Raw genomic sequence first — 20,933 nt, forward strand, 5'->3', positions numbered from 1 at the left:
TCACCGGTCGCCTATCGGTCGTGTTCCACCGAAACGAAGCCCTGCTCGCTCACGGGGACCATCGTCGCGACATCGGCGAGATCCCTTACCTCGCTGGAGATAACGACACAGCAGTAGTGGCATGGGTCGAAACCCGTTGGGCAGGTGAGGAGATCACCTACGATGCCAAACCGGTACTCCGGGCAGAACTCGGCAACTTCGGCATCGTGGCCCAATTCCTCGACGCGAATTACAAACCTCCCACACCACGGCGCAGACCCGACGGCTCGATCCCCCCCATCGTGGATCACCCCGCAATCGCCGGCCTGCGCGACTTGCTGCGCCAGGCGGGAGTGGTCGACAACCGGTTGGCGGCAGCCACTGCCGGAACTCGCGCAGCAGCCCTGACCAGGGATGCCACGCTTGTCGGCCTTCACATTCGACAGCACACACCACGACGAAAGAACGGCCGAAAGGAGCCAAACCAGATGGTGGTCCGAATCGTCGCGATTCACTCGACTCCGAACGTCGACGAATTCTGGTCTGTTCGGATGTACGACGACACAGAAGGCTGGATGCCCTATCGTGACGCCAACGCTCGATATCATTGCGGCACTATAGGATACGAGAAATTCGGACGATCAGGAGCGAAAGCCGCGCACGTTCGCGACTACGTCGATCAAGCCCTGGACTCCCTGCCCAAGCAGATCCCGCTGGCCATATTCGTGGACGCCGAAGGCGCTCAAGGTCTATGGCCCGGACTCGCCCACTCCCGCTTCGGAAGCCCTCAGCTGCCCGGATCATCGATACTGCACCCGGACCTCGCCGTCGTCCGCTGCGCATCCGGCGACCGAGCGCCACGCCCAACCCACCAAGACCACACGCCCCGCGTCGCCGACCCCCACAAGCCAAACCTCCCCGGCGCCATCCTCTACCGCCATCAGGAACGAAACGTCGAGAGCTGGCTGCTCGCCCAGCCTTCCCGGGTACACCGATCCGGAGCCGCGGGCCGAGCGGGAACCGATCACACACGCTGGACCCTCCCAGCGCACCGCGAGCGCTGGATGCCGGACGACTGGCACGCATTGACCGGGACTGAAATCTCGATACCTAGAGCCGGAGGATGGAAGACCGACCAACTCGCCGCACTCACCGCCCGCCTTTGCCAGCAGGCCGTCTCCTGGGACGACCGGACCCGACTGCCCACACCCCTGCACCTGGCAAAGTGCGCCGACGACGACCATCCACGTCATCAGCCCGAAGGCATCGTTGCCGCAAAGGAGTAGATCAGTCAACCCGGACTGGGTTCTCGTTTATATCATCCACGCAGGCTGACTGATCCGTCGCGCTCGGGTTCGACTTTCTTCGGGATTGTCCGCCATTTGTGCGCAGCAGAGACTCCCTGAGCATGGAGGCCGACGACAATGGGTTTGATACGATCCCACAGAAGATCGATAATCTCGGCAAAGGAATCCGCGACTTCAAGAGCTGTTTTCAGCTGTTCGGCGACTCTTGGGTCACCGCCGGTAAGCCGGGGAAGTCCTTCATACAGGAACTGTTTTCGTATGCTGGCAGGAGGATGCGTCCCCAGCTGCCGCGAGTCCTCAGCGCCGGTCTGCAATAAGGAAACGGCTCGTTCCATCACATCGAGCATGCCAAAGAATATGCAGATACCAGCCAATCCGGTGGCATAGTCGTGCTGCTTGACTGCGACCATCGCTAAACTTGCACCAAGCAGGTCGGCATCCGCCTCCTGCATCCATGAGTAGACAACGGATTCCACGTCCGGGATCGGTGGCAGCCCTTTACGGACATCTGCGTCATCAAGATGCCCCATGAGTACATGTGCATATTCATGACCGACAACAAAGTGATCAACCGCTGTGATTAACATTTCAGAGAGGCGTAAGCGGCCGGGGGACAAGGTCGGCAGTTGAACCCCGCGAAGGTTCCCGATAACAGCATACCTGAGTACTAATTCTGTGAAGCGGTCAACGAGCTTTGAGTTTGCAGCTATCCGCTCTTCAACCTTGGATGCACCAAGGGTCAGCGTTATCTTATCTTGCTCTGCTGGACCATGAGGAACGGTACCGGCAATGACCGTGCAGGTGAATGCGGCAAAGGAAATAACTTCATCTTCCATAACCACAAGGTAAGATCCCGGGTCGCCTGGTACCGGCATCGTCACAGCATTTAGGTTCCCGGTTGCCATGTGCCCTATGATTGGACGATTTTCCTCTAGCCCCAGGCCCGCGAACAGGGTATTCGCAGCTCCCTCGATTTGCTGCATTACTGGAGCGAAATGGGTATCCCAGAAGTTGTCGACGGTGTCGACGCCATTGGAGATCCATTCATCCGCTAGAGTGTGAAAGTTATCGTTGTTGAACTCGTCTGGAGTCATCGCCTGCCGTAGATACCACTCGGCTCCTCGTCGGACGAGTGCCTCGTCAATGACCGCAGTCCCGTCGAAAGCCTGCTCTTGCAGACGTAGCTGCGCAAGAAACCGCCGCGCGGCTTCGGCGGAGTTCACTCGCCGCTTTCCGGACCTGCGATTTGTCTCCGTTCGATGACAACCTGATCGGAATACTCTCTTGAGATCGTGTCGGCGACTTTGTCTATCCCCGAAGGGATATTGGCAAGCAGGCGCGGCAACGCGGCGACGATCTTGCCAAACATTCCCTCGGGCTCTTTGACCTCTACGCTGACCGCTCCATCGTCGGTCACTATGACCACTGTTCCGTACACCACGTCGGAAGTGCGGTAGATCGCTTTAGGTGCTCCGGGCCTCAAGTCGATGACCTGTCCACCTTTGCGCTGGTCCAGAATGTGCATTACCGCGCCAGCGGCAGTGGCCGAGCCTATCAGCACGAGGGTCACGGTCGTTACAGGTTCGATGCCACGCCGTGGGACCTGCTGCACTTCGATGCTGTACGTCCCCGCCAGCGCCTGGACGGTCGGCACTTCGGACGGGTCGACAATCACTACCTCTGTCTGCATTGACGTGCTCACTGATGTCCCCTCTGTCGCAACGATATTGGGCGCACACTCCAGGATGCCAGAACGTCGCGATGTTAGAGCTGACTTCCGCTGCGTGGTACTTCTGGTCGAGGAGACGGCGCCAGCGATCCGCGCGAACAGGCTGGCTGGTGGTCATCTCACCACGCTGGGGTAGCTTCTTCGCATCTGTAGCGTTGTGCGGTGGTCAATCACCTCTCCGCGTGGGCTCGGCGAATCGCTCAAAACCAGCTAGAGACATCTCTGCCCCGGCGTTGGGCGCACACTCAGGGAGTGGCTCGTGGCGCTGCCGCGCTGGAGCCTGTGTTCGCTGCCGATTCTGAAGTGCTCGTTGCCGCAGCATTTCTACACGACGTGGGTTACGCACCTCTGCTCGCGTTGACGGGCTTTCATCCGTTGGACGGAGCCCGGTTCCTGCGGGACGAGCACCGAACAGACGAGCGGTTGGTGCGCCTGGTGGCTAACCACACCTTTGCGCTGCTGGAGGCTGAAGAGCGAGGCCTGCGTGCAGAACTCGAAGCCGAGTTCCCGATCCTCGACGATCAGCTCCTTACCGACGCGTTGACCTACGCGGATATGACCACCACACCCGACGGCGCGCCGACCACCCCGCACGCTCGGATCGCAGAGATCGTGGCGCGCTACGGCCCAGATACGGTGGTAGGCAGATTCATTCAGCGAGCGGAGCCAGAAATCATGGCCACCGCGGCTCGCGTCGAGCAGGCCGTGGCTGCTCAACCGAGGTAGGGATAGTTCCCGGACAAGAAGTCTCCGATCTGCTGGCGCATGCTCGGGTGAATGTCATATTGGTCCAAGTCCTCGGGAGATACCCAGGTGACGCCGTCGGCTTCTTCGTTGATCGTCGGTTCGCCGTCGACCGGTCGGCCGATGTAGCAGTTTTCGTACTGCTGGCGGATCTCGCCATCGGTGTAGGCGACGATGTGGTGGGGATTGCTGTAGACGCCCAGGAATCCGGTGATCTCGGCGGTGATGCCGGTCTCTTCCTCGCATTCGCGGATGGCGCATTGGCCGGCGGTTTCGCCGAAGTCCATGGCACCGCCAGGCAGTGCCCATTGCCCGGTGTCGCGGCGGCGCTGGAGCAAGATCGCTCCCGACTCGTCGGTGACCAGCATATTGCACGCCACCACAAGGGAATTCGGCTTGGGTGCTTTGGGGTCGTGGTAGTACTCGATCCTGCCCATGAACGTTGGCCTCTCACTCAGGGCGCCCAGGGTTGTGCGTCAGCCCAGATGGCGTCGAAGCTTTCGGTGTAGTTATCGAACCATCCGAGCTCTCCGACTCGTTTGAGCTGGAGGACCGGGTTGGCGCTGGCTGGCTGACCCCAGATGTGTGGGTTGACCAGCAGAATTTCGTCATAGCGGAACAGCGAGTTGTACAGCGTGGTGTTGTGGAGCCGGACCTCGCAGCGCTCGTGGGAGAGCAGCGCCCGGTAGTAGCTCAGCGAGGCCCGGATCTTCGCGGCCAGGGTGCCACCGCCGATGCCTTCTTCCTGCCCACGCGCGGCGACGGCGTCGCCGTCCGGGTTGCCGAAACACAGCCGAACGGTGGCGCCCTGTTCTGCCCTCTCGATCAGCATTTTCGCGACGTGCGGGTTGGACTGGGCGAAGAACGTCCCGGAGAAGACGAGGACGTCGATCTGCTCGGTGGCCTCGCGCAGCAGGGTCAGCCAGGTTTCTCGAGGCACCTCAGCTCGGTTGACGTAGGTCGCGATCAGTTCGACATTCTTCTGCACCGGCGTGGCAGGGTCTGTCGGCCATAAGAATGTCTCCTCGACTCGCAGATGGTCGGCTACCCGACGGCGGTGCCGGGGATGCGGCACTCGACCACCGAGCCACCGGCTGACCGTTTTCGGGTCGACTTGGCAAACATCAGCCAGCGACTCGGGCACGATCCCCCGCTGGTCGAGCACGGACTGAAGCCGGACATTCACTTGTCTATAGAACCCAACTGTAAGCAGCTCCTGCAAGCACCGCTGGCCGTAGCACGAAAACGTTCCAGGACGTCCCCGACGGCGTCCCATACGCGGTTACGAGGTCCCGAGCTCACCAGGCACGATGATCTTCCTCAGCGAGAAACCCAAGGGGGCCAACGTGATTCGGGAAACCACTGGCATACACAAGATCAAGATGCTGTACCTGCAGCTGCTCTATCGCTGCAACTTCGCATGCAAACACTGTTTCCACGGCGAGCGCCTGCAATACGCCGACGCGTACACCGCTGAGCAGGCATCCAATCTCATGCGGCTGATGCAGCAGGAGTACAGCACCGAGGCGGTGACGTTGCTCGGCGGCGAGCCGTTCATCTACAAGGACCTTCCGCAGGTGGTCCGCTACGCCAAGCACACACTCGGCCTCTCAGTCGAGATCTGCACCAACGGCTTCCGTATCGGGCCACGCCTGCGGGAACTCGCGCCGTGCATCGACCTGTTACGGATTTCGCTCGAAGGGGTCGGCGCTACCAACGACCTGATTCGCAAAGCCGGAAGCTACACCGCAGCACTGGAAGCCATCGCCTTGGCACGTGATCTCGGCGTGCCGACGGGGGCAACGCTGACCGTGAACCGCTACAACATAGACGAAGTATTGCCACTCGCCGGCACCTTGGCTGCGTTGGAGGTCGCCCAGCTCAAACTGCATCAGCTACGCCCCGTCGGCAACGCCGCCCTGCACCCGGAGATGCTGGTGACCGACTCATCTGACTACGAGCGACTCCGCGTGCAGCTGCGTGCGGCCCGACTAGATATCGAGGTCGTCCTCGACGAGGACCTCTCCGAGAACAGCGCACCGGTCTGCGCGGAACCGGCCCGGCGCGAGGACATCGACCGAATCGAGTCCGACCCGCGCGGCGCGCTCACCATGTCCTGCAAGGCCGTAGGCAAAGATTCACACGCCTTCTGGTACGACAAGGACACCAACGAAATCGCCTACCGGCCATCAGCGAATGACGAACTGGCGCTAGCGATCCCGGATGTGGTGTACGGCAATGCTTGACCACCGGCTGTTCGAAAGCATCGAAGGTCTCCCCGGCACCGGCAAATCGACGATCGCGCCACTGCTCGCCGAAGCCCGCCAGGCGGTGCTCGTGCCCACCGTCCCACCCTGTTACCAGCCGCTGCGGCGGGAACTCGATCTCTACGACAACGCCGACGCCCGGATGTGCTTCTTCCTGTCCGCGCTGTTCACCGCAAGCGATCAGATCGGGCGCTATCTCGATGCCGGAACACCGGTCGTGGTCGAGAGCTACTTCGCTCGCTGCCTCACCAGCCACAGCGTGTTCGGCGCGAAACTCGAACTCGCGCTACCTCAGGATCTGCCGCAACCGGTGACCTACCAGCTGACGTGCGAGCCGAGCGCACGACTCGCACGACTGGGGGAGCGCGACAAACCGATGACCCGCTGGGACGTCCTCGGCGAGCGACGCACCGATCAACTCGCCGCAGCCTACCGCCGGTTTCCTGTTCATCCCGTTGATACGACCAACTCGACACCAGACGAAGTGGTCCGAACGATTCTGTCTCTCAACGTAGCTGGAGCGAACCGTGTCAACCACTAGCATCTGGGAACAGACCCTGACGTTCTTCCCGCAGTTCCATCGGGCGTTGGCCGAGCAGTGCCGCCGCGGCGCGACCGTTGCCGTGATTGGCGCCAGCGACGGCAAATTCGTGCTGCCGCTCGCCGAGGCCGGATACAACGTCGTCGCGATCGAAAAGGATCCGCTGGCGCTCTACGGAGGCGAGGTCCTGCTGCCCGTATCCGGCCTCGGCTACACACCCGGCCTGGTGGAACGAGTAAAGGATGCCGACCTGCAGCACAGCGTGCGCATCGTGGCCGAGGACTTTCTCGACTGCGACCCCGCTGATCTCGCGGCCGAAGCCGTGTGGACGAGCTGCTCATGGCATTACAGCGCGAACCATCGGCGGCCTCTGGTTGAATTCATCACCCACATGCAACGACTCGTCCGCCCCGGCGGGGTGTTCGGGGCAGAGTTCATGATGCCGGTGCAGGAGCAACATCATCGGATCGAGCACTACACCACCCCAGACAGTCTTGCCAGCTACTTCGGCGATGCCTGGGACGTGCTGCTGACCCTGCAAACCGACCCCTTTGTTGAACGTGCCCACATCGGGCAACTGCACGACCACACGCACCGTATGGGCATGCTCATCGCCAGCAGGCATCCGGACGACCACACGAAAGGCTGACCCAGCCACGATGAAACATGAGTACGAAGCCAAATTCCTCGCCGTAGACGTCGAAGCTGTACGAGAGCGGCTGGCTGCTCTCGGCGCCACACTCGCGTTCCCGCGAACCCTTTTGACCCGCAAAATATTTGAACACGAGGCCCTCGCGCGCGGAGCCTGGGTTCGGCTGCGTAACGAAGGAATCCGATCAACCCTGACACTCAAACAGGTCACCGATGCCTCAACGATCGACGGCACAACCGAGATCGAAACCACCGTCGGCGACCTGTCGGCGATGGCCGAGATCCTGACCCGGCTCGGCCTGCGCGAAGTGCGGTATCAAGAAAACTATCGCGAGGAATGGCAGCTGGGCGACACCGTCTTCGACCTCGATACCTGGCCAGACCTGCCCACCTTCCTCGAAATCGAGGGGCCTGACGAAGCTTCGGTCCGCAAGGCTTCCGCCAGCCTCGAACTCGACTACGCCACCGCCCGCTTCGGCAGTGTCGATGAGATCTACAAGATCGAGGTTGGACGGGACATCCTCGTCGAACCGACGCTACTGTTCGCCGATTCAACGAAGGACTAACGCACTCATCACGCCACCGGTCACACCAGCCACCTGCTGGGACTCGACATGTCTGCGGCTGCCGAGCAGGGGTACCACCGTGCGGGTTATGACGCGTGGGCGGCGTGGCAACTGCTGTGCAGGCTCGTCGAGAACCGCGGGTTGAATTGGACCGGACTTGTGAGCGCAGCAGCGCCGAGGAATTTGTTCCCAGGGCAAAGCCGGAAGGTGGACTGTGGTGAGCGAGTCCTGTCTAGAGATCGTAGGTCCGGTCAGGATCGAGTTGAAGGGACAGAGATTGATGTACGACAGCACGCTGTTGGAGACGCTGACCAGCGAAGCCGAACATGACCAGGTGCAACAACTAGTCGTCGGCGCGGTCGTCGTGCAAGACGACCGAGTGTTACTGCTGCAACGACCGGTCGACGATTTCATGGGCGGCATCTGGGAACTGCCCAGCGGCAAGGTCGATCCGGGCGAAACCCTCGATGAGGCGCTGATCCGTGAGGTTAAGGAAGAGACCGGACTCGACGTCGCGAGTATCCGAAAGTACCTGGGCGAGTTCGACTACCGATCCGGCAATGGCAAGAAGAGCCGACAATTCAACTTCACCGTTGACGTGGTTGATCCTGAACCGGTCGAGCTGACTGAACACGATGCGTACACCTGGACCAATCTGGCCGAAGAGCCGCCAGTCACCGACGCTGTGAAGAAAGTGCTGCACCGGTACCGGACTGTCTGATTGAATCGCAGGGGGAAGCCTCCGGTGGCCGGCTGATCGCGTCACGGCCCCAAGTCGATGTCTGGGCCCCCACGCGGTCCGGTTATCGTCAGCTGTGCACGCCGGATCATGGTTTATCGCGCCGTGTACTTACGGCCGGGACCAACAGTCCCGGCCGTAAGTACACGGGAATAGGCCGGACTTCCGCTCTTGAGGACTAGCCCAAATCCGTGGACGCCGAACCCGTATCTTGTGCCCGCTTGAGAGGATCGGCCGGCTCGCGGTCGAGTCCGGGTGCGTCACTGATATTTTGCGGCATCTGAGGTGCTGTAACAACCGGGTCACCGGGCTCGGCCAGAACCCAACGTTGGCCTTCTGCTTCGAAGTACGGTGTCCCGTCTTCTCGGTCTCCGAACGGTGCCACCCTGGCGCTAACCCATTCCCGGTCTTCGGGAATGGGCAGGCCTAGTAAGAGTGCTATTTGACGGTCCCCAGCTGAGTGGCCGAGGATCACAATGCCTTCTTCGATGAGGTTGCTTCGAGCTTCACGTAAACGCCTTGCACCGTGTGCCTGCAACGCGACGGTATAGGCGGCGGTTTCGCTGATCGGTCGGTGCTGTACTCGCCGGAAGAGCTCCTCGACCCTTCGCCGGCCTGTCCGGGGGGCAAAGATTGCGGTGATGTCTGCTTCAGGGAGATGGACGAGGACGTTGTCGGGTAGCGCAGCATCGTGGTGGAGCCAGTGCACCGCCGTTCGCCCTGCCACGTTGAGAAGGGCTCGGCCATCACGATTCCGGTGATCGCTGAGGAACTCCGGGATCGCGCGCACGAGGCCAGCGCTCCACCGAGAGGTTTCGTCGTCGGCGGTGAGCAACAAATTGATGCCGGAGATCGCGCCTGACGGGATGGTCCATCCGCCTGGCCTGGGCGAGAAGGTGCAGTGGAATTCGACTCCGGCGAGTTCGAAGTCGAGCCGGGTTCCTTCTTTGATGCCGAACTCACGGCGTAGCTCGATTCTCACGCGCTCGGTCACTGCGGACTTCTCGGTCCTTGTCAGCTGGGCCCAGCTGAATCGTCCTGTGTGGCTACCGTCCAATTGGAAGTCAATGGCTCGGCGCAACGCAGATGCGAACCGACTGCCATCGGGGTCCATGACGTGTAACTCGTGTTTCAGGATGTCGAACTCCATGTCTGGCTTGCTCACGGGCGAGGTGGTCTGCGGTGGTTCAGTGTCCGTGTGATCGCCCGCGCGACTTTCGAGTTCTTGGATGCGACGGCGAGCCTCGGCCAGGGCCATTCGGGCTGAATCTCGTTGTTGCGTGGTGTGATGGAGTATCCGCTTGATATCGGAGATCTCATTCGGCGATGGCATGGCCGCGCCGTCGTTTGGTTCCGGTCGAGGTGTCAGGAAAGCGAGGAGCCACATAAAATTGGCTGTACTCCATGTCGATTGTTGCAACGCATCGACCCTGAGCTTTCGCTCTGTGAGCAGTTCATCCTTGGTAGCCATGAGTTGTTGACGGACCCGGTCGAGCTTGGTGCGCGTCTCGGCCAGCTCGTGCCCTGGACGAGACTCGAACCTAATGGGGGTCGGGTTCGATGCTGCCTTGCGTAAGAGCCGAATGGCCGTTGTACGAACGGATTCCGCGTCGCTTTCCGGTGTACATACGTCGATGATTGCCTCAATCAACATGCGTGAGTTGGCCAATCCCTCGCCGCTGAGCCTGCGTTGCACCGTGGAGTGCGACGGAGCACGGGCACCGTCGAAATGAGTCACGTCGAAGGCGTTGCAGAGATCGCGTACCGACATCCGTGCTTGGTCAAGCTGGTGTTGTAACAGCGCAGCGAGCTTGTTGATCTCCTCACTGTCGCCGCGGAGTTGCCCGCGTGGTCTGCCGGCGCTCGCCACCTCACCCCCGATTGTCTTGCAAGATGTCGAATTGTCTCTGAGACAAATTTACCCGAGGGTCGACGGTGGGCAAGGTGGGTGTTGTCCGGGCGGGCACACGGCGCGCCAATCCGAAGTACCTCGTCAGGAGAAGAACTGATGCTGCATCGCACCCCGTCACGAGATGGACGCCTCTACGACTTGCTCGCGCTGGCCACCGTTGTGGTTGCTGGAGTCCTGTTGCTCTCGCTCGACGTGGGGGCTACGGACCTTGGCGCAGCGACATTGGCGATGTCGCATCTCTACGAACGATGGTCGCGAATCAATCGAGGCACTCCTGACAGTCGGAGGGGGCCGCGGCGGTCCTCGGCCCGGTCAGTTTCGTAGAGGCGCCCTGACCGCTCCGGGCCGAACTCAGGATCGGCAGCCAACTGACGCCAGTGCCACCGCCCGATCTTCGCACCCGGGGCAGGAGTGCGAGTCTCTGCAGACTCAACCACACGGCGCGGGCCGCGGTCGGATATGGCTTCTGCAGCGTCATTGGCGCAATGTCGGCGGCGATCCTGAGACGTGTCTCGTCGGTGTGTTCAGTCCTCTGCGTCGTGCTCCAAGGGCCATTCGAGCATCCACTGAATCCATTTGATCTTGGCGGCGGGGCCGGGAACGTGGCCTGTCCACACGTCGGTCGCAAGGGTCATCGCTGAACCGATGACCGCCGGCCATGGGCTCGCCACGGCGATGCTGGTGGCGATGCCGCCGGAGGTGTTCGCGATCGACGTGGTCCGCTTCACCGTATCGAAACCTCGGATCTGCGCGGGCAGTCCGATGCGTGCGGCCAATGTCCGTAGCACCTCCCGGTCTACTGTGCCGCCGCCGCGCAGTTGTGAGATCTGGTTTTGTTCGAGAAATCCTTTGGTCTCGTGCAGGGTGCTCGAGAGCCAGTCCCGTCCGCGTTTCTCGGCGAGCTCGGCGATGTAGGGCCCCAGCCGGATCGGGATCGGTCGCTTCGGTGCTGGGTGCGGTGTCAGACTGGCACCTAGGAACTCGAACCTCAGCTTGCTGCGTACGGGATGGCTCAGATAGTAGCCGTTTCCTGATTGTTCGGCGTACAGCAGATACTTCAAGATCAGGTCCGCCAGGTACTGCACGCGTTCGACCGGAACGTTCAGCTGCAGGGCCATCTGCTGCACCCGGTGGTTCTCGCGCAGCGCGGCCACATCGAAAACGTAATGGCCGGCGTGGGTTCTGGACCTGCTTCGAATCTGCTCACCGATCCAATCGGATTCGTGCAGACGAAGGAAGTTGCGGATTGCGGACCGGTTGTTGAGCGCGAACGACCCGATCTCGTCGATCGCCCCGTCGAGCAGATGCGGCGCGAGCAGCCGAGGTTCCTCAACGACAATGGCGTTGGGCACGAACCAGCGCCGCGATTACGCACTCGCCGCGTCGAGACGGCTCGCGGAAACCCCGCTGAGTGAGGAACTCCAGAGCTCCACGTATGGCGCGTTGAAGTTGGTTGCCGCCGAGGCAGCCGCCGGCGCCGGCGACCTGACCACGTCGGACGATCTGCTGGAACAGGCCACCCGAGGCGCCGAACAACTCGGCTCGACCTTGCACCGCACCGTCTGGTTCGGAATTCCCGAAGTCGCCATCACCGGAATGGCTATCGCCTTACAGCTCGGCCGGTTCGATGAGGCAATCCGGCTGTCCGGCGGCGTGAACATTCCGAAGGAGGCTTCCGTCGATCTTCGAGTCCGCTACTACCTGACGACGGCCTACGCCTACAGCCGGAAGGGCGAGGACTTCGCAGCCGCCATCGCCCTGCTGGAAGCCGAACGGGCGTGCCCAGAGGACATCCGCTTCGACTGGATGGCACACCGCACTCTCCAGAAGCTTGCCCGCCGCGACCACCACCTCATCCGACGCGATCTCGCCCATCTGCTCGCACACGCAGGACTCATGTAGCGATTCCTATGGGATGGAACTCCGCGTAAACGCTGAGATCGGGGTTGACCCGGTGGCCCTCATTTCCGCAGGTCGATTCGTGTGTTTAGCGAGTGTGTCCCCCTCCGGACACGATAATTACGCCCACGGGTGGTGGTGGCTGAACTTCAGCCACCACCACCCGTGTTTCGTGGTTGTAGGTCATCTTGAGTCCGAGCTGTCGATAGACCTCGAGCTTGTCGGTCGGATCTGCTGCTCGCAGGATCTTCACGAGGCCGCCGAGCGACTTCACCAGTTCGCGAATTTCGTTGCTGCTCAACGCCGGACGGGCTTTCGCCGTGGCTTCCATTGCTGCCAGTTGTGCGACCACGACCTCCCGTTCGCTTTGAACCTGTCGGGTCCAGGTTGCGATCAGTTGAGGGTCGGTGCCAGCTTCCAACGCGGCCCGATAGCTGTTGAGCTTGCGGTCGTATTCGGTCACTGACTGCCGGATCGAGCGCATCGAGGCAACCGCTGCACTGCCGTCGGGTTGGGCGCTTTCGAGCATGGTGAGGGAGTGCTCGATCTGGTCGGGGCGGAAGATTCGAGCGAGCCAGGAGTCGAGCGGGCCGATAATTTCGTCTTCTCTCACGTATACCGAGGCTGGGTGGTCGATCTGGTTGGCGATGGCGTATTCGGATGGGAATCGACAGCGGTAGTGGGCGCGGTCGTGGCACCAGTTGCCTTGCATCCGGCGCCCACATGTTTGGTGGAGCAGCAGGCCCTTGAAGGCGTAGGGGTGTTGGGGGTGTGGCGCGGTGCGGTTCGAGCGTGGGCTTCGCGACGTGAGGCGCTGCATGGTTTGTTCGAAGATGTCTTTGCTGATGAGCGCTTCATGTGCTGGTTGGTCGGAGTAGATCCAGTCTTTTGCGGGGTTCCAGGCGAGTCGGGTTTAATGACCGAGTGCGACGTCGTCGACGTCGATGAGGGATTCCTGTTTGCGCTGCTTGTTCCACACTTCGTGTCCGGTGTAGCGCGGATTAGTGAGGATCACGCGCACAGCGCTTTTCGACCATGCAATCCCGGAACGGTGTCGGTTGCGGTCGCGGTCATTGGCTGAGGGGCACGGGATGTCTTCGTTGGTCAGGCGCTGCGCGATCGCGAAAAAGCCAAGCCCGGTGAGGTATTCATGAAAGATGCGTTGGACCACCGGTGCGGTGGCGGGGTCGGGTTCGAGGGTGTGGAGGCGTTTGCCGTCGGCGGCTTTGCTGGGGTTGGGGTGGGGGCCGGCGTCGGCGAGGCGGTATCCGTAGGGTGGACGGCCGCCGAGGTAGCGGCCTTCGACTTGGGTTTGGGCGGCCATGGCGGCGCGGACGCGGATTTTGATGCGGTTGCGTTCGCCTTTGGACATGCCGCCGAATACCGACATGATCAGGTCGTGGGCTTCGGACTCGGGGTCGATGGGGCCGCCGACCTCGGGAACCCACAGTTGTACGCCGTAGTGGACGAAGACGGGGAAGGTGAGCCCGAATTGGTTGCCGTAGAAGGCGCGTTGGGGTTCGCCGATGACGACCGCGTCGAACCCGCGGTCGGGGCGTGCGAGCATGTCGAGTAACTGTGAGGCCTGCGGACGGCGCTTCCACGGAATCGACCGGGACTGTCCGACATCGAAGAACTCGGTGACGATGTGTCCGTGATGGTCGATGAGGGCGCGCGCCCGCCCGACCTGCCAGTTGCGGGAGGCGTTCGGGTCCTGCTGGTCTTCGGTCGACACGCGTCCTGCGAATGCGAATCGGATCATGGTTGAGCCGCCTCCTGGTCCTATGGAAGTTCGTCGACACCGACTCTCGGCACGGAATCCATTCGAGCTGAATCTGACCTTGCGGTCACTCAAAGAGCAGCGTCAGAGTCGATTCGAGGGTGTCCGCGGGCGCACTGCAGGATGAGCTGGAGCAGGGCGCTGGCCGCCTCATGATTGAGCTGAGGGGCTGTTCGGGACAGACTACCGCCACTACATCCGAACAGGACTGGTCTCTGCGGTCGACTCCCTCGCGACGACGAGCTTCGTTGGACGTGGTCGGCGATGCGGGAAGGCAACGAGTCCTGCTCGCGGCGGAACGGCGGCGTTGTGGTGATTTCGGCGTGGTCGCGCCGGGAGCACGGCGCGACGTCTTAGGTCCGGTCAACGGCGTGGGGCGCTGGGCTCCGCCACGGCTGACTGCGTTACCGGCGACGGATCTAGTGGAAGCATGGGAGTACCTCCTAGTTTGTCAACGAGTCGTAGGCGATGCGTCCTCGGTGAGGGGGAGTTAATACACGCGCGGTGCAAAACTGGATTTCTCGTTGGCTGAAGGCGCATTGAATAGCGAGTTTGCTAGCGCTGCAACTGAATTCGCTACAGGAAGGAATGGTGCCGAAGCGGCGCTGTCCTCGTTCGTTGCGCCGGGCCGAGCGGGTGGGATCAGATGCATTCGGCTTCATCCGGTTCCGCTGTCGCGGTTGCCGGGAGCCCCGTAGAGGGGGAGTTTAGAATATTATAACGCCATCTGGGCCGGTGAAGCACTGTCAGTTCGCCGTTGAGTGCGGCGACGCTGCCGGATGCAGCAGTTCGTCGTCAACTCTTGCTGAGTGCCCGGTAGGACCACCTGACCCCCAGGGCTGGCCCTCGACCGTTTCCGCACGTGGCGCACGATTCGCATGTACACATCCCGCGTGGACGAACTGGGAATGTTCAGAGCAGAGGATTACGTGTGGTCCCAGATTGGTCCCATGTCGGTGACCTCCCCATCGCGGGGTGGCCGACTGCCCGCTTCACACCGGTCAACCGCTAGACGCTGCGGCGCAATGTAACGCGCATCACATTTGCGCGATCTTCAAGTAGGCGGGTCCAGATGTACGGCAACCCGCCGGTTTGGGGGTAGGGGCAAGCGATAGGGTGTGATCGGTTTGGGAAAACAATCCAATAGCGGAGATGGCCGAGTGTCGGTCATGCATCCGGTTTACCTTGACACGACGATGTTGTTGAGCTTTCTTGCAACCCTTGAGGATGGATTCAGCACTTCCGCCGAATTCACGGAAGCGCAGAAAGCGACGATGATGTCCGATGCTAGTGGGCAGGGTGAGGCTGGCGCGGGCGATTTAGTGAGTGCACTTGGTCTGACGCTGCGTGCAAGTGGTAAGTACTCCAGAGTGAACGGTGGTGATAGCTCGGCAGAGCAACGCTTCAAGCGAGAGCATACATCAGCATCGCTTTTTAACCGACTGTATTCTCGTCTCAGTTCAGCTTCAATGGTGACCTATGTGACCTCGAAGGCAACTCTACAATCGGTACAAATGGGTGATATTGTTGAAATTCCCGGAGTTATTACAGAGAATCCGGCCGAGGAAATTTTGCGGACTATGGACCGATTTCTTCCCTTCTTTGACAAATTTGGTGGCGACGAACAGCAAGTGGAGAATCAGCCGCAGCAGCTAAACCGCGCCCAGCGTCGAAATCTAACTCGCGAGCAGCGTGAGGCATTGGAGCAGCAGGCGGCAACTTTGGTCGATAGTCAAGGCGGAATTACGCAGGTACGCGAACTTGTGGATCTTCTACGAAGAGATCTGCACGAATCCCCTGTGGTCGATCTCAGGTTGAAAGGCGAGATCTCGTCGGGAATCGTCACAGCTAGCCGCGAATTCTTCTCGGAAGCCTCAAGCGCTATGTTGATCGACGGTACTTTTCGTGTGATTGGCAAAGTGACCGGAATAAACACAGATGAAAACGCTGAGACGAACGTCATGAGGCGTGGTGCAGTTGCCGGTATGTCGCCAATTCTGGACGGTTTCGCTGATCTTGAGGAAGAAATGAGAGGGCTCATGAGTTTTCCGCCGACGGATTTTGTCATAACTGGTCCTTGTATTCAGATCATCCCGTTGGCAATTTTTGTTTAGCGGCGCCCTGCGGTTAAACGTCATACGCGCTGGTTCGGTGGAGTCGTCGTTCTGTGAGAGTTGTCAGCTAGACGCCTAACTAGTTCCTTGCCATTTTACGTGCAGCACGTGGCACCCGCCGCGGAGAAGGCCCGCGGCGTAGGCGCGCTCCTGCCGCGCTTCACCCAGGGAAGCGCTACTCCTCGGAGCTCACACGGCGCCAAAATATTCGACCCGCGACTGCGGCGCTCGCGGTAGTCCGGTCAATCCGGGTAAGGGAAGCGCCACTGCCCAAGTGCGTTGAGCCGGGCAGTGGACACCGACCGGACAACCACCCCGCCGCAGGAACCGCGGCACCCGGCGCGCCGTCCACAGAAATAACAGACCGGCCGAGGCTAGATCGAGCACCCCTAATCCGAGCCACCGCCTACAACTGAACCTCTCACCGACGAAGAACAAACTAGAGCACGGGCGATAGTAAATGTCTGGTTCCGGCAACCCGGGGCTCCGCGCGACGAGGTAGCGGCGGACGGACCAAACCATCTGCCCGAGTCGACGCCCTGACTCATCGAGGTGGGGTGAGTTACGCCGCCTGCTCCGCGGCGAGCACCGGCTGGTCAGTTTCCCGGTTGCTTGCGCAGATCTTCGTCGCGGTATCGGCAGCCGGTGAGGCCGGTGAGTAGTGCGGCTTGGGCGGTGCCGAGGGTGATTTCGTTGCCGTGGTCGGGTGAGTGGAGTGTGACGTCGTGGCGCCCTGGTATGTCGGTGCGCACGGTCAGCGCGGTGATGCCGTCCTTGGCCGCGATGTCGCGGGCGATCCGTAGTACGCCGGGCCATTCGCTGTCTGTGATCGGCACCAGGGAGGTGAGCGTGTCGGTCGTCATCGACACGCCGTCGGTTTCCAGGTACGGCGAGGGGCAGCCCAGTGTGCGTTGACCGCGGTCGGGGATGGTGCGCCAATCGAGGCCGGGTGCAACGGTTTTCGCGGCGTCCGCGATCTGCCGGAGCAGGGCCGCGAGTTGGCGTTCGGTGGCTTCGACCGAGGGCCAAGTCCGCATCTTGGCCTCGGCGTGTGCGATGTCTTGCTTGGGCGCTGGGCGGTCGGGCTCGTTCACCCTATCTCCACATCCAGTCAGGATCGTCACGCAGACGATCGCCGCGAACAATCGGGTGCCGGCCGCCATCTCAACGCACCACCAGTTCGGGCAGTCCGGCGATCACGACAGCCATGTTGTATCCACCGGTGCGTAGCTCACCGTTGTCGCTGGGTCGTGGGTATTCACAACAAACAAGACTGTTTCCGCGCGGCCTGCGACTACTTTGTCGCCGCATTCGACACCGAACTCCGAACGCGCGCAGCATCACTGGACACCCGTCATTGGCGCACCCTCGTCCACGACTGCCTCGAGCTGTATCTGACCGCGCTTGCCGACAACCCCGCCATCGCTCGAACCCTACACGTCGAAGCACTTGTCGCCGGCCGCAAACTCGCCGAACAACGAGCTCAGGTTCAAGCGATCCTTGCCGACCGAATGCGCCGAGCCCATTACCTCGCCCGCCAATTGCGGTGCTGTCGCATCGATGGCGCGCACGGTGTCCGCCGAGCATTGCCGCAGTCGACGATCCTCGCTCGTCTTCGCTTGCGCGCGCGGGCTTGCGCCGCCTCATCCTGCTGCTGCCGAGCGCGGATCGTGTCACGGACCTCGTCTGACATCGCCATGTATCCATGCTGTCACCAGGCACCGACACGCAGTCGCGTTAGTGCGCCCTCGCCCCTCGGTGGCGCAGACGCACGCACGGCGGCCGTACGCGCGACTACTACCGGAACCCCCAAAGACACGACGCTGGCATGGGCTGCACGCGATTCGGGCAGGTTTAGACAAACTATCGAGGCGTTGACCCAGATCTTCCTGGATGCCTCGCGGCGTCGGCAAGTCACAACGATCGCCGAGGACCTAGGGGTGTGCCGCTCCACGATCAGCCCGGGCCAGTGGACGCGGGACATCAGGTGTCCAACATCCAGGGACACGCCTGATTGGTATGTTGACCAGCGCGGCGATCGAGAACCGGTAGTTTGATGAGGTTCTAGCCGGGAGGGGAAAGATATGCGTCCGAAGTCGCGGTGCACCAGAAACCGGTGGCCTCTACGAGTCGTCGGGATGGTGCTCACCGCCGCTGCCCTGGTCGGCGTGACGAGTTGCTCGCACACGACGACTGGCACTGCCACACCCCTGCCGATTTCGTCGCCGACGGGACCAGGGACCCCGGCCGCTGTGACGACGTCGGAACTGATGTCCAAGATCCGGGGAGTCGATCCCTGCTCGACCTTCGACATGAGTGTGGCAAAGCGGTACGGCGCCAAGACAGCCGCCAGGCGGATCATTCTCGACACGATGTCCTCGTGCACCCTGCTGGTCGGCAATGATGAGGGCACTGTCCTAGCCCGCTTCCGCGTCACTCCCGGCGACACGATCGATCACCAGATCAGCAGCGGTACCGTCGAAGTCGCCGAGCCCGAACGCGTCACCAACGCCGATGGTGACACGTTGGATACCTGCCTGGCCCGGATCGGTACCACCGTCGACAAGGTCGGCCACAAGCTGCAAGGCCGCCTGATCACCCCGGCCGGGCAAACATCCGCCGCGGCACCGACGGCATCGTGCGACGCCGCAAAAGCCATGCTCACGGCGATGATGCCCACCCTCGAACGACTTAACCCCGTACCGCCGAATGCCACCGTTCCGGTCCTTTTCGGTAAAGACCCGTGCGCCCCACTCGACCAGATCGCCCAGACATTGCCCGGGAAATGGCGTGCGGGCACGGTTCGCTGGTATGACCCCTACAGCTGTGTCAGCGTGCTCAGCGATCCTTCGGCCAGCCTCGATGTGCAGGTATGGATGCAGCACAAACGCGACGACGAGCAAGATCCCGGGCCCGAACCGGACGGGCGCCACCTGACACTGGCGGGACTGCCTGCCGTAACGATGCGTTACACGCTGCCCTCCAACTATGGAATCGCGGGCGTTCCCGATGGCGGGTGCACGGCCTATCTCACCTACAAGGCGCCCTCTGGGCCGAAAGCGGGCAATGCCCACCTCATCAAGATCGAACTCGATTTCGTCAAGAAGGGCTCCAAGCCCGACGTGACCAACAACCACGTGCTCGGCGCAGCTGGACTGTTCGATTCCTGCGCCGAAGTTGAGCGCCTGGCACCGATCGCGGTGAGCGCCGCCGGGAAATAGATCCATCCTCACCCGGTGGCAGTGATTTCCGCGCAGGGCCCGGCGGTCATCGTCCGGTGGCAGTACGAACGCGACTGCGCCGCAACGATGCTCAGCCGCACAAAATCAGGCGGCGAAGCACGCACGCGAATCTGGCAGAGCCGGTCGGCTTCCATCGCGATCCCCCCGACCGGTACGCCACGAAAGGGGTTCTCACTCACCGGATGAGCGGATACCGGCGGCCGAATCGCGAAGGCCCAGCCAGGCGGAGCCGGAGACGGTACCGTCGCGTTCGTGTCTGGAGGGGAGAAGCCCGCCCGCGGTCGGCCGGTCGAGTTGCGACGGCGCTCGCTGGGTCTGATGTTGGGCGCGGCCGGCGCTGCTGGGTTCGGCGCGGCCGCGCTGTCGGGGGTCGACACCGGCCTTTCGCACCTTTCGCAGCCGTGGGCCACTCTGCTTGGCGGAACCGGCGTACTCATCGCAGGAATTCTTACCTACCTCAATGGCGTCGACACCGTGAGCAGGCCGAAGAACATCACAACGAACAGATGGCGCGCGAGCTTGACCGACACACTGGCGACACCGAGCGTGCGCGGGAAGCCGCGTTGTGGGAACGATTCGGAGCGGCGGCAGCCCAGCTGGCCGATACGTCCGCGGCAATGCTGCTGGGCAATCGTCGGGGTTTGACGATGTGGATCGCAGGGTTCTCCGCTTCAGCGATATGGCCGTCGGATTGCGCTTGTCGGTAGAGGGCCCGAAGCGCACCGATCATGTGTTCCGCGGCCGAGCGTCCACCGCGATAGTTTCGCCGGACAACGGCTTCTTGCTTTGTCTGCTCGGTGATGGGTCGGGATCCCCACGCCTCGGCGATGCGCCGTCAGTAGGGGCTGTATGTGCGCAATGTGCCTGGAGGGAAGGCGGTTCGAAGTTGTCGAATGTACTCGTGAAAGGTTGGGGCAGGACTGTGCTGGCCAGCTTTCGAGGAGGTCCCGAGGGCATAACCCGAGTCGCTCGAGCAGGAGGCGCACAGCTTCGACCTCGCCTGTGGTCATGATCGGATCCAGAGTCGAGAGTCGAGAGTCGAATAACCACAACGCATTTCGTGTTGCCGCTGGTGAATAGATCGCTAGCGTTCGGAGTTTCTTGCTCGCTGCCAGCAACACCCTGGTCTCCAATGTCGATCATGGCGCAGCGCCCTATTTGTGCAGGAAGGCGTAGGTAATCGCGATCTCCGACCGGGTGTAAGCCAGTTGCAGCATGGGTCAGGACGGCGATCCCCTCGTCGACGTTGATTGTCACGCGGAGTCCTTGCGTCCATCCCAGATGCTTGAGACTGGAACGATCCGACAAGCGTCCGGCGGTAGGGCGTATTCGGATGGGAATCGACAGCGGTAGTGGGCGCGGTCGTGGCACCAGTTGCCTTGCATCCGGCGCCCACATGTTTGGTGGAGCAGCAGGCCCTTGAAGGCGTAGGGGTGTTGGGGGTGTGGCGCGGTGCGGTTCGA

At 61.7% G+C, this 20,933-nt stretch carries 21 protein-coding genes; 10 read left to right on the forward strand and 11 right to left on the reverse strand.

Annotated features, from left to right (window positions below; genetic code table 11):
- Positions 1–1,265 (forward strand): RNaseH domain-containing protein (locus tag IBX18_RS40945; protein WP_228542576.1); only part of this gene is annotated, 1,265 nt, incomplete at its 5' end.
- Between the two features lie 32 nt (positions 1,266–1,297).
- Here IBX18_RS40945 and IBX18_RS40950 read toward each other — a convergent pair.
- Together IBX18_RS40950 and IBX18_RS40955 are read right to left on the reverse strand one after the other, a co-directional pair.
- Positions 1,298–2,509 (reverse strand): hypothetical protein, encoded by a 1,212-nt coding sequence (locus tag IBX18_RS40950; protein ID WP_194838800.1) that lies wholly within the window; start codon positions 2,507–2,509, stop codon positions 1,298–1,300.
- A complete protein-coding gene (locus IBX18_RS40955; protein ID WP_194838801.1) occupies positions 2,506–2,988 on the reverse strand; it encodes a hypothetical protein in 483 nt (160 codons plus the stop codon). Before IBX18_RS40955 ends, IBX18_RS40950 begins: the two co-directional genes overlap by 4 nt.
- A 189-nt stretch (positions 2,989–3,177) precedes the next feature.
- On the opposite strand from IBX18_RS40955, the gene IBX18_RS40960 reads away from it, so the two are divergent.
- Positions 3,178–3,741, forward strand: coding sequence for an HD domain-containing protein (locus IBX18_RS40960; RefSeq protein ID WP_306796637.1), 564 nt, complete (start codon positions 3,178–3,180; stop codon positions 3,739–3,741).
- Here the strand turns inward: IBX18_RS40960 and IBX18_RS40965 are convergent.
- Positions 3,729–4,196: an NUDIX hydrolase gene (locus IBX18_RS40965; protein ID WP_194838802.1), complete on the reverse strand. Its 468-nt coding sequence runs from the start codon at positions 4,194–4,196 to the stop codon at positions 3,729–3,731. The genes IBX18_RS40960 and IBX18_RS40965 overlap by 13 nt on opposite strands.
- Before the next feature lie 17 nt (positions 4,197–4,213).
- Positions 4,214–4,747, reverse strand: a complete 534-nt coding sequence (locus IBX18_RS42975) for a DUF5919 domain-containing protein (RefSeq protein ID WP_306796638.1) — start codon at positions 4,745–4,747, stop codon at positions 4,214–4,216.
- A gap of 358 nt (positions 4,748–5,105) precedes the next feature.
- Between IBX18_RS42975 and IBX18_RS40975 the strand changes: the two genes are divergently transcribed.
- The 5 genes from IBX18_RS40975 to IBX18_RS40995 all read left to right on the forward strand — a co-directional run bounded on the left by IBX18_RS40975 (position 5,106) and on the right by IBX18_RS40995 (position 8,505).
- On the forward strand, positions 5,106–6,005 hold the full coding sequence (locus IBX18_RS40975; RefSeq protein WP_194838804.1) for a radical SAM protein: 900 nt from the start codon (positions 5,106–5,108) through the stop codon (positions 6,003–6,005).
- The gene (locus IBX18_RS40980) at positions 5,998–6,567 is read left to right on the forward strand and encodes an AAA family ATPase (protein ID WP_194838805.1); all 570 of its coding nucleotides are present in this window, start codon (positions 5,998–6,000) and stop codon (positions 6,565–6,567) included. The genes IBX18_RS40975 and IBX18_RS40980 overlap by 8 nt, the downstream gene beginning before the upstream one ends.
- Complete coding sequence (locus tag IBX18_RS40985) at positions 6,554–7,216, forward strand: bifunctional 2-polyprenyl-6-hydroxyphenol methylase/3-demethylubiquinol 3-O-methyltransferase UbiG (protein WP_194838806.1); 663 nt, start codon at positions 6,554–6,556, stop codon at positions 7,214–7,216. Before IBX18_RS40980 ends, IBX18_RS40985 begins: the two co-directional genes overlap by 14 nt.
- Before the next feature lie 10 nt (positions 7,217–7,226).
- Positions 7,227–7,784, forward strand: a complete 558-nt coding sequence (locus tag IBX18_RS40990) for a class IV adenylate cyclase (protein WP_194838807.1) — start codon at positions 7,227–7,229, stop codon at positions 7,782–7,784.
- A gap of 280 nt (positions 7,785–8,064) precedes the next feature.
- Positions 8,065–8,505: an NUDIX domain-containing protein gene (locus tag IBX18_RS40995; RefSeq protein ID WP_194838808.1), complete on the forward strand. Its 441-nt coding sequence runs from the start codon at positions 8,065–8,067 to the stop codon at positions 8,503–8,505.
- Positions 8,506–8,701: 196 nt separating this feature from the next.
- Here the strand turns inward: IBX18_RS40995 and IBX18_RS41000 are convergent, their stop codons facing one another.
- Both IBX18_RS41000 and IBX18_RS41005 read right to left on the reverse strand, forming a co-directional pair.
- Positions 8,702–10,294 carry a NaeI family type II restriction endonuclease gene (locus tag IBX18_RS41000; RefSeq protein ID WP_194838809.1) on the reverse strand — a complete coding sequence of 531 codons (1,593 nt, stop codon included), beginning with the start codon at positions 10,292–10,294 and terminating at the stop codon, positions 8,702–8,704.
- Between the two features lie 665 nt (positions 10,295–10,959).
- On the reverse strand, positions 10,960–11,589 hold the full coding sequence (locus IBX18_RS41005; RefSeq protein ID WP_194838810.1) for a hypothetical protein: 630 nt from the start codon (positions 11,587–11,589) through the stop codon (positions 10,960–10,962).
- Positions 11,590–11,773: 184 nt separating this feature from the next.
- On the opposite strand from IBX18_RS41005, the gene IBX18_RS41010 reads away from it, so the two are divergent.
- Positions 11,774–12,337 (forward strand): hypothetical protein, encoded by a 564-nt coding sequence (locus IBX18_RS41010; RefSeq protein WP_194838811.1) that lies wholly within the window; start codon positions 11,774–11,776, stop codon positions 12,335–12,337.
- An 85-nt stretch (positions 12,338–12,422) separates the two neighbouring features.
- On the opposite strand, the gene IBX18_RS42695 is transcribed toward IBX18_RS41010, so the two are convergent.
- Both IBX18_RS42695 and IBX18_RS42700 read right to left on the reverse strand, forming a co-directional pair.
- A complete protein-coding gene (locus IBX18_RS42695) occupies positions 12,423–13,046 on the reverse strand; it encodes a hypothetical protein (RefSeq protein ID WP_228542578.1) in 624 nt (207 codons plus the stop codon).
- A gap of 201 nt (positions 13,047–13,247) precedes the next feature.
- Positions 13,248–14,096, reverse strand: a complete 849-nt coding sequence (locus IBX18_RS42700; RefSeq protein ID WP_228542579.1) for a recombinase family protein — start codon at positions 14,094–14,096, stop codon at positions 13,248–13,250.
- A gap of 1,178 nt (positions 14,097–15,274) precedes the next feature.
- On the opposite strand from IBX18_RS42700, the gene IBX18_RS41020 reads away from it, so the two are divergent.
- A complete protein-coding gene (locus IBX18_RS41020; protein ID WP_194838812.1) occupies positions 15,275–16,228 on the forward strand; it encodes a hypothetical protein in 954 nt (317 codons plus the stop codon).
- Positions 16,229–16,824: 596 nt separating this feature from the next.
- Here the strand turns inward: IBX18_RS41020 and IBX18_RS41025 are convergent.
- Both IBX18_RS41025 and IBX18_RS41030 read right to left on the reverse strand, forming a co-directional pair.
- Positions 16,825–17,322, reverse strand: coding sequence for an LppA family lipoprotein (locus IBX18_RS41025; RefSeq protein WP_194838813.1), 498 nt, complete (start codon positions 17,320–17,322; stop codon positions 16,825–16,827).
- 339 nt (positions 17,323–17,661) lie between these two features.
- A complete protein-coding gene (locus IBX18_RS41030) occupies positions 17,662–17,799 on the reverse strand; it encodes a hypothetical protein (RefSeq protein WP_194838814.1) in 138 nt (45 codons plus the stop codon).
- A gap of 567 nt (positions 17,800–18,366) precedes the next feature.
- Here IBX18_RS41030 and IBX18_RS41035 point away from each other — a divergent pair.
- Positions 18,367–19,449, forward strand: coding sequence for a hypothetical protein (locus IBX18_RS41035; protein WP_194838815.1), 1,083 nt, complete (start codon positions 18,367–18,369; stop codon positions 19,447–19,449).
- An 8-nt stretch (positions 19,450–19,457) separates the two neighbouring features.
- On the opposite strand, the gene IBX18_RS41040 is transcribed toward IBX18_RS41035, so the two are convergent.
- Positions 19,458–19,649 (reverse strand): hypothetical protein, encoded by a 192-nt coding sequence (locus IBX18_RS41040; RefSeq protein ID WP_194838816.1) that lies wholly within the window; start codon positions 19,647–19,649, stop codon positions 19,458–19,460.
- Positions 19,650–20,933: the final 1,284 nt, after the last annotated feature.

The organism is Nocardia sp. XZ_19_369 (genome assembly GCF_015355715.1).
Taxonomy (GTDB): Bacteria; Actinomycetota; Actinomycetes; order Mycobacteriales; family Mycobacteriaceae; genus Nocardia.

What these genes read in the sequence shown, in the direction of transcription:
- IBX18_RS40965 (WP_194838802.1), bottom strand. Translation starts at nt 4,196, where the DNA reads ATGGGCAGGATCGAGTACTACCACGACCCCAAAGCACCCAAGCCGAAT.
- IBX18_RS40980 (WP_194838805.1), top strand. Translation starts at nt 5,998, where the DNA reads ATGCTTGACCACCGGCTGTTCGAAAGCATCGAAGGTCTCCCCGGCACC.
- IBX18_RS40990 (WP_194838807.1), top strand. Translation starts at nt 7,227, where the DNA reads ATGAAACATGAGTACGAAGCCAAATTCCTCGCCGTAGACGTCGAAGCT.
- IBX18_RS40995 (WP_194838808.1), top strand. Translation starts at nt 8,065, where the DNA reads ATGTACGACAGCACGCTGTTGGAGACGCTGACCAGCGAAGCCGAACAT.
- IBX18_RS41000 (WP_194838809.1), bottom strand. Translation starts at nt 10,294, where the DNA reads ATGTCGGTACGCGATCTCTGCAACGCCTTCGACGTGACTCATTTCGAC.
- IBX18_RS41010 (WP_194838811.1), top strand. Translation starts at nt 11,774, where the DNA reads ATGGCGTTGGGCACGAACCAGCGCCGCGATTACGCACTCGCCGCGTCG.
- IBX18_RS42695 (WP_228542578.1), bottom strand. Translation starts at nt 13,046, where the DNA reads ATGCAAGGCAACTGGTGCCACGACCGCGCCCACTACCGCTGTCGATTC.
- IBX18_RS42700 (WP_228542579.1), bottom strand. Translation starts at nt 14,096, where the DNA reads ATGATCCGATTCGCATTCGCAGGACGCGTGTCGACCGAAGACCAGCAG.
- IBX18_RS41035 (WP_194838815.1), top strand. Translation starts at nt 18,367, where the DNA reads ATGGTGCTCACCGCCGCTGCCCTGGTCGGCGTGACGAGTTGCTCGCAC.